This window comes from Secundilactobacillus mixtipabuli, assembly GCF_002217925.1.
Classification (GTDB): Bacteria; Bacillota; Bacilli; order Lactobacillales; family Lactobacillaceae; genus Secundilactobacillus; species Secundilactobacillus mixtipabuli.
On record NZ_BCMF01000011.1, the window covers coordinates 33,901 to 50,411 of the forward strand.

The following is a 16,511-nucleotide window of genomic DNA, read 5'->3' on the forward strand; positions in this document are numbered from 1 at the left end:
ATTAATTATCAAGCAACCTAGAAGAGAGGGATTTCAATGTCGAAAGTGTTTGTTTTAGGTGGTACCGGTTTTTTAGGCTATTACACCATCAAGGAGCTGTTGTCACGCGATTATCAAGTCAAAACCATGGCGTTGCCACCATTGCCGGAAGCTGATTTACTCCCTGACGAAGTCGAACTGACTCTTGGCGATATGAACGAACTTAGTGATTCACAAGTCGTTGACTTATTAGCCGATTGCGATGGCTTTATGTATGCCGCAGGCGCGGATGAGCGTGCGGTTCCAGATAAGCCGGCCTTGAGTTTTTACTATCAAGCTAACGTTCTCCCGACTCAGCGATTTGCGCGATTAGCACGGCAAGCCGGGGTCAGCCATTTTGTGTTATTCGGTTCATATAATAGTGAGTTTGCGATTAAGCTGGCAGCAAAATACCCAGACTATCAAGAACAGCCTTACGTTAATACCCGGCTGCTGCAAGAACAAGTGGCCTTTGCGGAAGGTGAAGGTGGCATGACCGTGACCTCGCTGCGATTGCCCTATATTTTTGGGACTATGCCAGGCCGAATGCCATTATGGAAAATGTTTGTTGATATGATCCGTGATCAGCCCGTCTATCCCGCTTTAAGGGGGGCAACCTCGTCTGTGACCGTTGAGCAAGTCGGGGAAGCCGCCGTTGGTGCGTTGGAAAATGGTCGCCATCGACAAACTTTTGCGATTAATAGTTACAACCTCAGCTATCAGGAATTCTATACGATGATTGTGGCGGCCTTAGGTCAGACCGGTAAAACGCAAGTACCCGTGATTTCATTTGACCAAATAAAGCCACAACTGGAAGTAGCTCAGGCTGAAGTTGAACAGGCCGGTAAAGAACACGGGATTAACCTGTTGCTGTCGCAACAATTACAAGAGGAGCAGTTATGCTCTGATCCGGCAGAGACGCAAGCATTCCTAGGCATTAAGCCTCATGATGTGCCTGCTTCGATCCGCGAAACGCTGGCTAAATGTGTTAACGGCTAGTGACGAATAGGGGCAGGGACCTGCCATCTGGAAAATTATTGTTAAATAAATAGAAAGCGCTTACAGCAAAGGAGATCATTGTCATGAATAAATTAACCGGCAAAGTAGCCATCATCACAGGTGGTTCACAAGGTATGGGCGCCTCGCACGCTAAATTGTTTGTTAGCGAGGGCGCTAAAGTGGTCATCACGGATATTAATGAAGCAGCTGGGACCAAATTAGCGGCTGAATTGGGAGACAATGCCATCTTTGTTAAGCAAGACGTTGCCAGTGAAGCCGACTGGCAAACGGTGATTAAAGAGACAATTGCTCATTTTGGCCAATTGGATATTCTAGTTAATAATGCCGGCATCACGTATGCCAAATCACTGTTTGACGTCACCACGGATGAATACCTGAAAATTTTCAATATTAATCAATTAAGCGTCTTTTTGGGCATGAAGTACGCTGCCGCTGAAATGAAAAAAGCGGATTCTGGCAGCATCGTGAATATTTCTTCTATCAATGGCTTAGTCGGCGGGGCCATTGGGTACACCGACACGAAGTTTGCTGTCCGCGGGATGACCAAGGCTGCAGCACTGGAGCTGGCCCACTATCATATCCGGGTCAACTCTGTTCATCCAGGCGTGATCTCAACACCGATGATTCATCAGGGCGATACGGATGAAGCAGTCAAACAATTTGCAAAAATGATTCCGCTGCAACGAATTGCTGAACCAGAAGAGGTTTCTAAGATGGTACTGTTCTTGGCGTCAGATGATTCGAGCTATTCGACGGGTGCAGAATTCACGGTTGATGGGGGATTAACGGCACAGTAATTGCTATTAGAAAACCGAATTGAATTAAGTCTGTGCAAGGTGGTACGAATTAAGTTGTGGTCGCTTTCTGTGACTGAGAAAAATGATATAATAAATGTAAAAAGTTGAACAACATGAACGAGCCTTAGCAGCTGCCACCGCTAAGGCTCTTTTTTACGCTAAAAAGCGGGTGGGTTTCACCAATCGGTATAACATAAAAAGCAGCACAGTAATTTCCCAACTGAGAAAATTGCTGTGCTGCTTTATTTGGAACTTATAGTTCAAACGTTTATTCTTCAACAAAAGCTGTGATATCTTCAACTGTTAAGATGGCATCCTTAACAACCTCAGCCGTAACCGGTTCCTTAGTTGGAACGAAGTGCATTTGCGTGCTTGGATCCGCTGCAGCAGTGGCAATCTTTTCGATGTCACTGTCAGGAATATCACCAAGGTTCAAGTCCTCCAGGTTAGTTGGTAGGCCAAGCTCATGGTAGAAGGGCAGCAAATCTCTGATATTGTCAGTTTTGCCTTCAATCGCCAGTAGAACCAAGATGCCATAGGCAACCTTCGCACCGTGTAGATGTGGGGCAGTTGCTGGGAAGATGGTCAAAGCGTCATGAATGGCGTGGGCGCCAGAGGCACGACCGTAGTCATCGCCCCAGCCACCAACAGTTCCGGCCATCACAGTAATGGTTTCAGCGATTTGACGCCAACGAGGGGTTAAGCGGCCAGCCTTCATGTCTTCTACAGCACCGATAGAGTTCTTCAATAGAACCTCTTTGCAGTTGTTGGCCATTTGACGAGAAATGGTCAGGGCTACGGTGTATTGGTCTTCTGGTAATTGTTGGAAGATCAACTCGGATTCGTAGAACTTAGCTAAGGTATCACCAATACCAGCCACGAAGTACTCGATTGGTGAGTTCAAAATAACTTTGGGGTTCAGTAGCATTAAATTAGCGGTTTCCAAGTAAATGTTATGGTTAATGTGTTCGCCGGTTTCCTTGTAATGCACGGAAATAGCTGACCATGGCGAACAGTTGCTTGCTAGTGTTGGAATTAAAACGAGGTAACGGTGAGTACCAGTGGTGACACTCTTAGAGGTATCCAAAACTTTCCCGCCACCAAGTCCAATCACCATATCAACGTTGTTTTCGTCAGCAATCTGACTCACGCGGTCAATTTCTTCAAATGAACATTCACCACCAAACGGCACGTCAACAACCTTCACATCGTCTGGCCATTCTGGTAAATACGGTTGAGCTGCGGCTAATGATTTCTCGCCATGAAGAAATAAGACGGTTCTCACCTTTAACTTGGCCATGAACCCTGGTAATTCGTCATAAGCCTTATTGTCTGATATGTAGCGTTGCGGTCCACTTTGTGAAATCATTATTCTCAGTCCTTTGGTTAGTCCATCCGTTAGACGGACTTTAATATGTCGTTTAGCTTCATCTCACTGGGTGACAGCTAATAGTGAATCATTATCGACTTGAGAAAATGAAATGTCAAGGTGTTTTTTAATTGTTCTCTAATCTTGATTTAGAAAAACCTCGTTAAGAGTAAAAGTATTTCACGACACTTGTGCTTGAACAAAATACTTATTGATCACGAACTGATGACGCTGATTATAGTGGCGATAGACGGCGATCTTAGCGCCTGCGCGAGCACGGTACAGAAAATCTAGGGCGTGCTGGACCACAAGACAGTGTAATGTTTGCCCGTCAACTGTTATGATGGGAATGTACAACATCGGGGGAACCTGCTTAATCACTTTGGGTTCAGCGCCTAGTATGCCAGTTACGTTAATGAATTTGGTCAATATCAACACCACCTTTTTAAAGTTATCATTATTATACAAACATACGTTCGCACAATCAAGTAAAAGATTATTTTTTAATCGACTACATATGAAGGTGTTTTAGTTGCACATATAGTCTTTACTTGATATGATATAACTACGTACGCGGTAGATTGCAAAAAAGAAAGATCAATAATGAAGATAAGTTCGTTTTGACAATTTATCCGCATGTTATTGTCGATGTTTTAAAAGTGATTTGGTTGTTAAATGAAGGGGGTTGCGCCGTTGGCGAGAATACCCGAACAGGTAATTGAACAAGTCCGCGATGCAACCGATATCGTGGATTTTATTAGTCAATATGTTCAATTGCAGAAGCAAGGAAAAAATTTCTTTGGTCTGTGTCCATTCCATGAAGAACGGACGCCTTCTTTTTCGGTCACTGAGGATAAGCAAATTTTTCACTGCTTTAGTTGTGGCCGAGGTGGTAACGTCTTCAAGTTTTTGATGGAGCTTGAAAATCTCAGCTTTCAAGAAGCCGTGGTAAAAGTTGCGGCATTTTCACACGTGTCGCTTGACGAGCAAATCGTTAACGCAGCAACCGGTGCCGGTCAGCACGGCGACCCGCAGTCACCAACTAATCAGCTGATCAAGCTGCACCAAGATGCAACAAAGCTTTATACCCATATTTTAATGAATACGGAAATGGGTCAGCCAGCGCTGGACTATTTGCACAAGCGCGGTTTGACAGACCAAACCATTTCAGATTACGGTCTGGGATATGCGCCCAGTAAGCAACTGCTGAAGCCGTTTTTTGACACCCGTAAGGTTGATTATCAAACCTTGCGGCATTCCGGTTTGTTCATTGAAAATCAGGATGGTGAATTGCGTGACCGGTTTGTTGACCGGATCATGTATCCTATCCGCAACCAGTCGGGTCAGGAAATTGCCTTTTCTGGTCGGATGTTGAAACAGCAGCCAGATCAGCCCAAATATTTAAACAGTCCGGAAACCGAACTGTTTAATAAACGCAAAGTGCTGTTCAACTTTGATCTGGCGCGGGGTGCCGTGCGAAAACAGGGTAACCTGATCCTGTTTGAAGGCTTTATGGATGTGATGTCAGCCCACCAATCAGGTGTGGATAATGGCGTGGCTTCCATGGGAACCAGTTTGACTGAAGAGCAGATTTACGCGATTCAGCGAATTACCAAACAAGTTTATGTTTGTTATGATGGCGATACACCAGGGCAAAAGGCGACTCAGCGGGCTTTATCCATTCTACGTGATAATTCCAGTTTAACGTTAGGTGTCATTCAGATGCCTGAGGGAATGGATCCCGATGAGTACCGTCAAAATTATGGTGAAGAAAAGCTGGCCCACGCGCTGTCATCTGCCCGCGAAACGCCAGTTGCATTTGAGATGCGTTATTTGAAGACCCAGTATGATGTAAATACGGATACTGGCAGGTTTCAATACTTAAATGACATTCTGGCGATCCTAGCCACTGTGAAGTCGCCAGTTGAACAAGACGTTTACCTGACACAATTGGCAGAACAGTTTCAACTGGAAAAGAGCAGTTTGCGCCAGCAGTTGGCCATGGTGAAACCGGCTAAGCAAACGCCTGAGCGGCCAGCCAGACCGGCAGTTAATCCCGGTCAAAGCCAGCCACAGACGCAACAGCAGCAGGTCGTTAAGCGCACGCCAGTGGAAAAAGCGGAACGGGCGTTACTGTACCGGATGCTTCACGACCACGATGTGTGGTTACGTGTTACCGGCTTACCGCAATTTAATTTTGTCGATGATGATTACCAGCTGGTTTATACACTGGCTCAAGGGTACTTTGAGACCCACCAGAGTTATGCGCCAGCCCAGTTTGTTGATTTTATCCATGATGATCATTTACAAAACCTGGTGATCGATATTGAATCCATGCAGTTAAATGAGTCAACCAGTGAGGGCGAGATTGATGATTATATTCAATTGATCATGAATGTCGCACCACTAACCAAACAAATTGGCGAAACAGAGCAAGCGTTACAAGAAGCACGGCGGTTGGGCGATGATGACCGCGTGCGCCAACTTGTTATCGAGTATATTAAGCTACAACAGCAAAAGCAGTCTCAAAAACAAGCTTAGGGGGCTTTCTAATGGCAAAAGAAACAAAGAAAAGCAGCAAAGACTTTGATCAAAAAGGTTACGACAAAGCCGTTAAGGACCTAGTAAAGGACTACAAGAAAAAGGGTCAAGTCACCTACGATGAACTGTCAGATAAAATTGCTTCACCATTTGGCTTAAGCGCCAAGAAGATGGACGGTTTGCTGGAAAAAGTTGAAGATGCTGGTATCAGTGTCGTTGATGAAAACGGTGATCCCGATTCACGTGCCGTTAAGGCTGCCAAGAAAGTTACTGCTAGTGAATTAAAGAATACTTCTGCACCATCCGGTGTCAAGATCAATGATCCTGTGCGGATGTACTTGAAGGAAATCGGTCGGGTTAAGCTATTAACCGCCGACGAAGAAGTGGCGTTGGCCTTACGGATCGAACAAGGCGATGAAGAAGCTAAGCAAGAATTAGCCGAAGCTAACCTGCGTTTGGTGGTTTCCATTGCTAAGCGTTACGTTGGCCGTGGTATGCAATTCTTGGATCTGATCCAAGAAGGGAACATGGGTCTGATGAAGGCCGTTGAGAAATTCGATTACCGTAAAGGCTTCAAGTTCTCAACGTATGCAACTTGGTGGATTCGTCAAGCCATCACCCGTGCTATTGCTGACCAAGCCCGGACCATCCGGATTCCCGTGCACATGGTCGAAACCATCAACAAGTTGATCCGGATTCAACGTCAATTGCTGCAAGACTTAGGGCGTGAACCTACCCCTGAAGAAATTGGTGCCGAAATGGATATGCCAACGGAAAAGGTTCGTGAGATCTTGAAGATCGCTCAAGAACCCGTTTCATTGGAAACCCCAATTGGTGAAGAGGACGACTCTCACTTGGGTGACTTCATTGAAGATGACGATGCTACGAGTCCAGCAGATCACGCTGCTTACGAACTGTTAAAAGAACAGCTTGAAAGCGTTCTGGACACCTTAACAGATCGGGAAGAAAACGTGTTGCGTCTTCGTTTCGGTTTGGATGACGGCCGGACCCGCACTTTGGAAGAAGTCGGTAAAGTTTTCGGTGTTACCCGTGAACGGATTCGTCAAATCGAAGCTAAAGCCTTACGCAAGCTTCGTCACCCATCACGTTCAAAGCAACTGAAGGATTTCTTGGAGTAAATTAGAATCAAGTATTGAAATTGATAACCATTTAGGATGAAAAACACCCTGGTTATGAGTCGAAAAGACTGATAATCAGGGTGTTTTTATGTGCAATTAAATGACTAGTGACCTAAACAAAATTTCAAAAATTGTTTTAAGGATAAACTTTACACGTGAAAACTTCAACATTATAATAAAACCAAAAGATTGGGGGAGTATACGAAAGGAAAATGAATTTTCATTCGGAATTTTAGTTAACGCTGTTGATAAATGTCTTTTAACGTTAAGTTGTTTTTGATGGATGAGATAACTAATTGGTAGGTCAAATAGGGGGCACCAGAAATGGTCGGAAAAAACAATCATATTAGAACAATTAAGTCCAATTTAAAGGAACACTATAAAGCGTATAAAGCTGGTAGAAGATGGATTTACGCTAGTTTAGCGAGCTTAGCAGTTGGTGCTGGACTTTTGTTGGGGAGTACAACTGCTTATGCGGATAGTGTCACAGACAGTGCTTCACAACCAGCTGAAGCGCCATCAAGTCAGACAACGGCTGCAACTGTTCAAAAAGCTGCGGTAGTACCGTTGAAAACGTCTCAGGGTACGAATAATGATAATGCTGACGGCGCAGTAAAAGCAGCGGACCAATCACAAGCAGCGGTGGACGGCGCATCAAAAACTGCTGAGGATTCTGCAGTAAACACTCAACAGGCTACTGCTCAACCGACTCAACAGGCAAATAATTCAACCGCTCAAACTTCAGAGAAAAAAGTGCTGGTTGATCCAACCGAAGACCAATTAAATGCAGCTAAAGCCAGTGCTGAACAAGTATACGCAACGACTCATCAAGCCCAAGAAATTGATGCGGTAGCGGGTGAACCGGCAAGCACTACTACAGGGTTAACTATTTCTGAATCTGCAATTGGGACTGATACCCATGCACAAAGCCCTTTAATAATCACTATCAATGCCAATGCAAAAGCTGGTGATATTTACAAAGTTACAATTCCAGCGGACAATCAACTGTATACTTTTGATTCAGTGGATTCTTTAGGTGCTGAAGCAGGGACTACAACAACCACTTTGGGTACAGATGGCTCACATATCATTACTGATACTTTCGCGACTGACACAGCCAGCACGCAACGAATAAAGCTTAATTTGACAAGTCCGTTTTTGGCGCCAGCGCGTATGGCTGATGTGGGTAAAACAGTGATTAAAAACGTTACTTTCACAGTGAACGACAAGCCTCAAACTGGAGTTAGTTTCACTCAGACAGTTAAACCAACAACCAAGTTATCGACGATTACTATGCTTCATCCTGATCCTAGTACAGTTGAACAGCTATTGCCTAATCAAAACTATATCTTCGGCGTGAGTGTGAACGAAAGTGATGGGATTCCTTATGATGACAGCCTTGGCACGACTAATCGGGCAAGTAAGGTAGATAATTATGGAGGAACCAAAATCATAATTCCGGTTCCTACTGGTTTTAATTTAGACAATGATAGTACGGCCAAAATGAATGCTTTTACTGATGGTACAACAATCACACAACCAGGTGGCAAGGGAACTGACGTCATTATTAATGCTCCAGCAGGCGCTGGTGGTCAAGTTGGCAATAACGGAATACTCAATTCTCCTGAATACCAGATTGTTGGGGCTTTTGATGTCTCTCAAACTACAACTGCACAAGCTCTCACTGCAAGTGGTGATGTCACTTTTTCTCAAATTATCAATGGGGATAGTACTAACAATACAATTACCGATTCGGCTGACCCGTGGAAGGTTACCATATTACCAAACAACGGTGGAACAAATGTTGGTCAAAGCGACGTATCGCCTATTGCTAAAGGAAATTCTTCTGGGAATTCTTCTCAATTAGTGTTGGATAATATTCCCAGTGATGATCCCGAAAACCTTAACAGTTTTGGTTTTGAGTTTAATTCGGCTGCTAATGCCACCGATACCCAAATTACAATTAAAGTTCCTGATGGTCTTGATGCAACAAGTATCCAAACACCCGCTCAAGGGATTACGCCATCAGCCTATTTACCAGATACATCCAGCTATAAATACACGTTAACCTTAGCCAATGGGGAAACTGAGACCGGAACTGTAGCAGCGGGTACAAAAGTTACTTCTGCCGATGGTTCTGCGATTAGAACGGCAGTGTTTGAGCCAAATGCGATTGCGGCTGGCTCTTTTGCAGAGGCTTCGGATGATGCATCCGGCTTTTCTGTTAAAGGTCATTTAGCGACTAATTATGATGACAACACGACCGCTGTTAAATACAATGATAAACTGACTTCTTCTATCAATATTAGTTTTAAGGCTGGCGATGAGCATTATGAACGTAAGGCGTCAGTCGATCAAACAGCTGTTGAAGCTTTGGCTATCGGTGACGCTTATCTCGTGACAAGAACTAATCATCAAACGCCAGGTAACTCTAGTGCAGGAACACTTCAGATTAGATATGATGATTTTGGTCAGGGCCAGAACACAAATAGTGTTGATGAGCCAACCTTTTACTTTGTCCTTCCTAAAGCTACTACTGTAGCATCTGTTAACAGTCTTGGAAGTATGAACGATGATCCCATTCATGATTCAAGATATACGCCAGATCCTACTGGTGCTCAATTAACTCAAGTCACTGGTGCTAAAGTTTCTGAATTCACTGCGGATAATGGGCAAACGGTTGTCAAAATTGATTATTCTGGGACCGGAAAAATTGTCGATTTTAGTCAAGTCACGGGTTATTGGGGTGCGGTTACATTAGCCAACAATCCCGATGCGTTGCCTGGCGATTACCCATATTATGTCTATATTTCGTCATCAAAGACCAAGCTTGTTAATTCTACGAAACCGATTGATTCTTCGTTTGTTCAAAATGATCCGAATGCCTGCTTAATGCGTGGCGAAGCTGGGACTGGGACGTGGAATATTTCAACTGCAAGCTCATTTTTCAACACTTCTTTTGCACAGGGTAATACAGATGCTACCCCAGTTAATCCGGAGAGTGGAAAGAATAGTGTTGGTACCAGTGATGATAAGAAAACTGCTGATATGACTTTTTACGATACTATTGTCTATACCTCACCTGCAACTGATGCCCAAGATCACAATGCGATAGCTGTTATTAATTTACCTACTGTCGGAGATTCAAAGGGTTCGCAGTACACTTTTGATTTAAAGGGTCCCATTACCATGCCAACGAACTTTGCAACTGCAAACGGTGACGGGACAGCGCTTAATTCCACTGTTCTTTATTCAACTACCGCTCAAACCTTTAATACTGCTGATACGTCTCCTAGTACCACCGGTTACGTAACGGCGGACCAGATTCCAAATGGTGACTGGTCTAAGATCCGGTCAATCATGATTCAAGTTAGTGGCATCAAGCCGAATACTTCAACTGGACGGATTGCTATTGCTGGTAAAGTAGCTGATCAGACGGTTGATGGCAAGACAATTACCTTCAATGACATGGCTGGTAATACAGGTTATCTGCAAACCGCATTTTATGGTGACGGTTCAAAGGTCGTTGTTAGTTCCACTGATGCTTTAATCAAGATTGTGGGGACTTCTACTGTGAAGGCTCGCTATCACTATGTAGACGCCGAAGGTCACGATCAGTATGTTGAAATTCCAGATTTAACTCAGACAGTTAATGATAATGTCGACACACTTAAAGACTATCCGAAAACAAAATCAGAATTTAATGCTACAGATACTGCATTGATTCCAAAGGGATATCAGTTAGAAACCGGTACGGATAATACAGTTACTCGAACTATCATTGATAGCGGCAAAAAGGATGGGTTAGCTGCGTTAGGCCAAGTTGCGCACTATTATGATGATGGTGATTATGTACAGTATGATTTAATAGGTGATTCAAGCCTAACGGTTACCTATGTAGACAACGATAATAAGAACCAACCTGTAGGTGCTCCTTTTGAAGTTGATGGTGTTACCAATCAGAAAGGCACATATGATGTTAAGGTTCCAGATAATTATGAATTAGCGAAGGGACAAGCTGATAAGCTAACTTACACGATTACTCCAGATGACACGGATAATTTGACGGTTAACTTGGTTCACAAACACACGACTGATTTACCAAAGGGCTTTAACAGTACGACGACTCGTAAGATTACAGTCAATAATGTGGATGGAACACAAACTGTGATTAATCAGGACGTTACTTGGACTACGGATACTGATTTGGTGACCCATACCACAACCTATACGCCAAGTGGAGATTATCCAGATTATGTAACACCTGAAGTTAAGGGGTACACGCCATCAAATATTGATACGCCGGCAATTACGAATAAGGCAACGGTTGAGGCGCCCGCTAACCCAGCTGATGTTGTCATTAACTACACGGCTAACAAGAACAGCCTAACCGTTACTTATGTGGACAACGATAACAAAAATCAACCAGTAGGCAATCCTGTCGAAGTTGATGGTGTTACCAATCAGAAAGGCACATATGATGTTAAAGTTCCTGATAACTATGAATTAGCACCAGGCCAGAAAGATAAGTCGAACTACACGATTACTCCAGATGATACGGACAATTTGACGGTTAACTTGGTTCACAAACACGATACCAAATTACCTGATGGTTTCAGTGGTACCACAACGCGGACGATTATCATTAATGGAGTTGATGGGACACAAAAGGTGACCCATCAGAATGTGAGCTGGACAGCGAATACCGATCTGGTTACTCAAGTAACAACGTATACACCAAGCGGTAATTATCCAAATTATGTAACACCAAATGTAGAAGGGTACACGCCAACGTCAGCAAATACACCAGCAGTTACGCCTACTGTGCTCAAAACGATGCCAACTAATCCAGCTGATGTTGTCATTAACTACACAGCTAACAAGAACAGCCTAACCGTTACTTATGTGGACAACGATAACAAGAACCAACCAGTGGGTAATCCTGTTGAAGTTGATGGTGTTACCAATCAGAAAGGCACGTATGATGTTAAGGTTCCTGATAACTATGAATTAGCGAAGGGACAAGCTGACAAGCTAACTTACACGATTACTCCAGATGATACGGACAATTTGACGGTTAACTTGGTTCACAAACACACTACCAACTTACCGGATGGTTTTACCGGCACCACGACCCGGACAATCACCTATACCGGCCTTCCTGCGGGCAATCCAAATCCTGTCAGTCAGCCATTGAATTGGACGGCAGATACAGATGAGGTTACGCACGTGACGACCTATACGCCAATTGGTAACTACCCTCAAGTTATTTCGCCATCAATACCAGGTTATACGCCAAAGGAAGCCAGTGTACCAGCAGGAATCGATCAAGCCACGACTACGCGGCCTGTTAATAGCAGCATCACCGTTACCTATTCGGCAAATAATGCTGATCTGACAGTGACTTACGTAGATACGGATGCGAACAACAAAGTAGTTGGTACGCCAAAAACGCTTACGGGCAAGACCAATGAAACCGGCAACTACCAGGTAGTGATTCCGGATCACTATGTTTTAGCCGCGGGACAGGACGACAAGGTACCGTATACATTTAAAGCGGGTAATGATACCAGTGATAACCTGACAATCAAGCTGGCACACAAGCTGGACCGCACCACGACTATTTCAACCCGGACAATCCACTATGCTGTTGATGATCCAAGTTACACGGGCACCGTGCCAGCACCAAAGGTCGAGACGATTACTTGGCAGGTGGTGACTGATGAAGTTACGAGTGACAGTGTTGCAACACCAGATAGCGCCTACGACGAAGTGCCGTCACCAACGCTTCCAGGTTATACGGTAAATCCAAGTCAAGTTGGTCAGCAAACCGTTGGCAAAGTTGCGACGCGAGACGTGCCAATGTATAACGAAGATGTCGTTGTGACTTACACGCCGATTGCTAAGCCAGATGGTGGTGGTACTCCAGGGACACCAACCAATATTCAAAAGGTACCGACACCTCCTGAGAACGTGCCAACGGACAATACCACGACACCTGGCAAAGTGGTTACGAAGACGCCTGAACCAGGTGAAGCCGTTACTAAGACCAATCAGAATCAATCAAATGGCGGTTCTGGGACCTCGGTAGAAACTGGTGAAAATGCTGGGCGTGCTGAAACACTCAGTGAGACGACTACTGGCGCTTCTAGTCATTCAGCTAACGCAAATTCAACTACGACAGTTCTGGATAATCAAGTTAATCCTTCAACCACTAACCAGCAGCAGTTGCCACAGACCAACGAACAAAATCAGGCAACGGTCGGTTTCGGCCTGCTTGGTATGCTGACAAGTCTGTTAGGCGCAGCTGGACTGAAACGTCGCAAACGAAATGATGAGTAATGACGTCATTATAAAGTAAGGTCAAAACGAAAAGGGTATCACGATGTGAAAATCACCGTGACACCCTTTTTAGTATAAGCTGGCGAATAAAACCCGTTCTTTTGTTGTGCTAGCTTCGGGCTCTAGCCTATAATGGAACTACGAGATTGAAGAGGAGTGAAACAACGTATGAACGGGACACATTTATCTAATCGTCTACAAGTCGTCGCCGACTTTGTTCAGCCTGGTGCGCGGCTAGCCGATATTGGCTCAGACCATGCTTATCTGCCGGTGCATTTAGCCAAACAGGGTGTCATTAGTGCGGCGATTGCTGGCGAAGTCGTGAAGGGACCTTACCACAATGCGTTAACTGAAATCGAAAATGAACAGCTGACGGCTGTGATCACGGCACGGCTGGCGAACGGGCTAGAAGCGATTCAGCCAGAAGATCACATCGATACGGTGACGATCGCTGGGATGGGCGGCACGTTGATCACCAATATTCTAGAAAACGGCAAGTCGCATTTGACCCATCACGAACGGCTGATTTTACAGCCGAACGTGGGGGAAGACAATGTCCGGCGGTGGCTGCAGGATAATCGCTATCAAATCATTGCTGAACGGATTCTAGCAGAGGACGGCCATATTTACGAAATTATTGTTGCTGATCCGACTGATCAAGCAGTCAGCTATACGGCAGTTGAACTCAAATACGGTCCATTTTTATTGCAGGAAAAAAGTCCCGTGCTGCAACAAAAGTGGCGCCGTGAACAAGCGCGTCTTGACGAAGTTATTGCCACGATGAAACAGGCTAAAAACGCGCCACAAGAAAAGATTGCAGCCTTTACTCAGGAACGCGATCAGATTCAGGAGGTTATTTTAGATGAAGGTTAAAACCTTAATTGAACGGTTTGAACAATTTGCACCCAAGTCAATCGCTGAGCCGAAAGATCCAGTGGGGTTGCAGCTGGGTTCATTGGAAGCTGAATGTCACAAAGTATTAGTCACGTTAGATGTGCGGCCAGAAGTGGTGGCTGAAGCCGTGGCTGCTGGCGCTGATTTTATTTTTGCGCATCATCCGATGATGTTTCATCCAGCGCGTAATTTAGATTTGGAAGATCCGCAAAATCAGATGTATGCCACGTTATTGCAGCACCACATTACGGTGTACGCAGCGCATACCAATTTAGATAGTGCCGATGGCGGCATGAATGACTGGTTAGTTGATGCCTTAGGCTTGTCAAACACGGTTGGCATGGTTGACGGGATCCGCGAGGTTAATTATCTGCTCACCGTCCACGTGCAGCCGGTCTATGCGGATGCTGTCCGGTTGGCCATGGTGGGCGCCGGTGCTGGTGATATGGCCCGTTATTCCGGTGCCAGCTATGAATGGAATGGCACCACCTGGTTTACGCCCATGCAGGGAGCGGACCCGGAATTGGGCCCGGTGGGTGAACGCAACAACACCGATGAGTTAGCGATTCAGACGCGCGTACCCCATGCCAAATTACAGGCGGTGGTGAAAGCCATTAACGAAGTGTATCCTGGCGGGCATCCCGCTTTGGAACTGACCCAACTCGATCACGAAGGCCATCAATATAGTATGGGTCGCATCGGTGATTTACCTAATAAAATGACCGTGCGAGAATTTGCGGCCCACTGCAAACAGGTGTTTAACGTGCCGGGCTTACGCGTGGTGGCTGACGATCTGGACAAGACCGTGCAGCGAATTGCGGTGCTTGGCGGTGACGGCGGTAAATTCTTCAAGATTGCTCAGCAAAAGGGCGCGGACGCCTACGTGACCGGCGACGTTTATTACCATACGGGTCATGATATGATTGCGGCTCATTTTCCAGTGATCGATCCGGGCCACCACATTGAAAGTATCTGCAAGCCTCACTTGACTAAATTGTTCAAGCAGTGGGCAAGTGAACAGCAGTGGCCAATTGAAATTGTGCCATCTGAATTGAATACGGATCCGTTTACGTTTATTTAAGGGGTGACGATGACATGCAATACGATGACTTAGTACCACGTTTTTTGACCTATATCAAAGTTGAAACCCGCTCTGATGAAGAGAGCACGACCGTTCCGTCCACTCAAAGTCAAGTCGATTTTTTGAAGACGCTGGCCGCCGAACTGAACCAGATCGGGTTGACTGATGTTCACGTCAGCGCGCCTAGCGGCTACGTTTTTGCCACGTTGCCCAGCAATCTTGATAGGCAGGTACCAACGATTGGGTTCATTTCCCACGTGGATACGGCCGACTTTAACGGCCAGGATATCCACCCGCAGATCGTTGAAAACTACGATGGGCATTCGGTGATTCCGTTGGACCCAGCTGGAAAATATGTGCTGGATCCCAAGGTGTTCCCTAACCTCTTAAATTACGCGGGTCAAACACTGATTACCACAGACGGCTCAACGTTATTAGGCTCAGACGATAAGTCCGGGGTGGCTGAAATTATGACCGCCATGGCTTACCTAACGGCTCATCCAGAAGTTAAACATGGCACCATCAAGGTTGGCTTAGGACCAGACGAGGAAATCGGGACTGGTGCTGATCATTTTGACGTGCAGGATTTTGGTGCGGACTTTGCGTATACCGTTGATGGCGGACCGCTGGGGCAGTTGGAATACGAAACCTTCAACGCAGCGGATGGCCGGGTACACATTACTGGGACCAACGTTCACCCAGGTTCAGCTAAGGATACCATGGTCAATGCTAACCAGTTGGCAATCGATTTTCATAATGCCTTACCGGAACATGACCGACCCGAGAAGACGGCTAGACGAGAGGGCTTTTTCCACCTGTATAAAATGAGTGGCGACGTTGATACGGCTGATTTGAGTTACATTATCCGCGACCATGACCGGCAGCAGTTCGAAGACCGTAAACGGCTGTTTGCGGGTATTGCAGATCGGTTGAACGCTAAGTATGGTGACCAGACGGTGCAAGTCACCCTTAAAGACCAGTATTACAACATGCGTGAGATTATCGAAAAAGATATGAGCGTGGTAGAATTGGCTAAAAAAGCGATGACCGAATTAGGAATTAAACCGGATATCGCACCAGTGCGGGGCGGAACGGATGGGTCTAAGATTTCTTTCTTAGGCCTGCCGACGCCGAATATCTTTGCTGGCGGTGAAAACATGCACGGCCGGTTTGAATTTGTTTCGGAGCAGACCATGGCTAAAGCTACGGACGTGATTTTAAAAATGATTCAATTAAATGCTGAACAAGCATAATCCAGTCAAAAAGAGCTTTAACAGTTAAAGACGGCTGCTAAAACTCTTTTTCACTTA

10 protein-coding genes are annotated in these 16,511 nt (G+C 45.3%); 8 read left to right on the plus strand and 2 right to left on the minus strand.

Translation table 11 applies throughout. The features are described from left to right. Nucleotides 1-36: 36 nt before the first annotated feature. Nucleotides 37-1,017 (plus strand): NAD-dependent epimerase/dehydratase family protein, encoded by a 981-nt coding sequence (locus IWT5_RS10300; RefSeq protein WP_089109872.1) that lies wholly within the window; start codon nucleotides 37-39, stop codon nucleotides 1,015-1,017. A gap of 83 nt (nucleotides 1,018-1,100) precedes the next feature. Next, on the plus strand, nucleotides 1,101-1,835 hold the full coding sequence (locus IWT5_RS10305; RefSeq protein ID WP_089109873.1) for a glucose 1-dehydrogenase: 735 nt from the start codon (nucleotides 1,101-1,103) through the stop codon (nucleotides 1,833-1,835). Between the two features lie 268 nt (nucleotides 1,836-2,103). On the opposite strand, the gene IWT5_RS10310 is transcribed toward IWT5_RS10305, so the two are convergent. Then, entirely contained in the window at nucleotides 2,104-3,204 is a 1,101-nt protein-coding gene (locus IWT5_RS10310) for an iron-containing alcohol dehydrogenase family protein (RefSeq protein WP_089109874.1), read from the minus strand. A 180-nt stretch (nucleotides 3,205-3,384) separates the two neighbouring features. Next, nucleotides 3,385-3,633, minus strand: a complete 249-nt coding sequence (locus tag IWT5_RS10315; protein ID WP_089109875.1) for a hypothetical protein — start codon at nucleotides 3,631-3,633, stop codon at nucleotides 3,385-3,387. A gap of 246 nt (nucleotides 3,634-3,879) precedes the next feature. Here IWT5_RS10315 and dnaG point away from each other — a divergent pair, with 246 nt between their 5' ends. The 6 genes from dnaG to pepT all read left to right on the plus strand — a co-directional run bounded on the left by dnaG (nucleotide 3,880) and on the right by pepT (nucleotide 16,454). Then, complete coding sequence (dnaG, locus tag IWT5_RS10320) at nucleotides 3,880-5,745, plus strand: DNA primase (RefSeq protein WP_191981311.1); 1,866 nt, start codon at nucleotides 3,880-3,882, stop codon at nucleotides 5,743-5,745. A gap of 11 nt (nucleotides 5,746-5,756) precedes the next feature. Beyond that, on the plus strand, nucleotides 5,757-6,884 hold the full coding sequence (gene rpoD, locus IWT5_RS10325; protein WP_089109877.1) for an RNA polymerase sigma factor RpoD: 1,128 nt from the start codon (nucleotides 5,757-5,759) through the stop codon (nucleotides 6,882-6,884). Nucleotides 6,885-7,208: 324 nt separating this feature from the next. Then, nucleotides 7,209-13,226, plus strand: a complete 6,018-nt coding sequence (locus IWT5_RS10330; protein WP_089109878.1) for a mucin-binding protein — start codon at nucleotides 7,209-7,211, stop codon at nucleotides 13,224-13,226. 168 nt (nucleotides 13,227-13,394) lie between these two features. Then, entirely contained in the window at nucleotides 13,395-14,099 is a 705-nt protein-coding gene (locus IWT5_RS10335; protein ID WP_089109879.1) for a tRNA (adenine(22)-N(1))-methyltransferase, read from the plus strand. Beyond that, on the plus strand, nucleotides 14,089-15,201 hold the full coding sequence (locus IWT5_RS10340) for a Nif3-like dinuclear metal center hexameric protein (RefSeq protein ID WP_089109880.1): 1,113 nt from the start codon (nucleotides 14,089-14,091) through the stop codon (nucleotides 15,199-15,201). Before IWT5_RS10335 ends, IWT5_RS10340 begins: the two co-directional genes overlap by 11 nt. Before the next feature lie 14 nt (nucleotides 15,202-15,215). After that, nucleotides 15,216-16,454, plus strand: a complete 1,239-nt coding sequence (gene pepT, locus IWT5_RS10345) for a peptidase T (protein ID WP_089109881.1) — start codon at nucleotides 15,216-15,218, stop codon at nucleotides 16,452-16,454. Nucleotides 16,455-16,511: the final 57 nt, after the last annotated feature.

Bases quoted from the DNA above. Each gene is read 5' to 3' on its own strand.
- IWT5_RS10335 (WP_089109879.1), top strand. From the start codon at position 13,395: ATGAACGGGACACATTTATCTAATCGTCTACAAGTCGTCGCCGACTTT.
- IWT5_RS10305 (WP_089109873.1), top strand. From the start codon at position 1,101: ATGAATAAATTAACCGGCAAAGTAGCCATCATCACAGGTGGTTCACAA.
- rpoD (WP_089109877.1), top strand. From the start codon at position 5,757: ATGGCAAAAGAAACAAAGAAAAGCAGCAAAGACTTTGATCAAAAAGGT.
- pepT (WP_089109881.1), top strand. From the start codon at position 15,216: ATGCAATACGATGACTTAGTACCACGTTTTTTGACCTATATCAAAGTT.
- IWT5_RS10300 (WP_089109872.1), top strand. From the start codon at position 37: ATGTCGAAAGTGTTTGTTTTAGGTGGTACCGGTTTTTTAGGCTATTAC.
- dnaG (WP_191981311.1), top strand. From the start codon at position 3,880: ATGAAGGGGGTTGCGCCGTTGGCGAGAATACCCGAACAGGTAATTGAA.
- IWT5_RS10310 (WP_089109874.1), bottom strand. From the start codon at position 3,204: ATGATTTCACAAAGTGGACCGCAACGCTACATATCAGACAATAAGGCT.
- IWT5_RS10330 (WP_089109878.1), top strand. From the start codon at position 7,209: ATGGTCGGAAAAAACAATCATATTAGAACAATTAAGTCCAATTTAAAG.
- IWT5_RS10340 (WP_089109880.1), top strand. From the start codon at position 14,089: ATGAAGGTTAAAACCTTAATTGAACGGTTTGAACAATTTGCACCCAAG.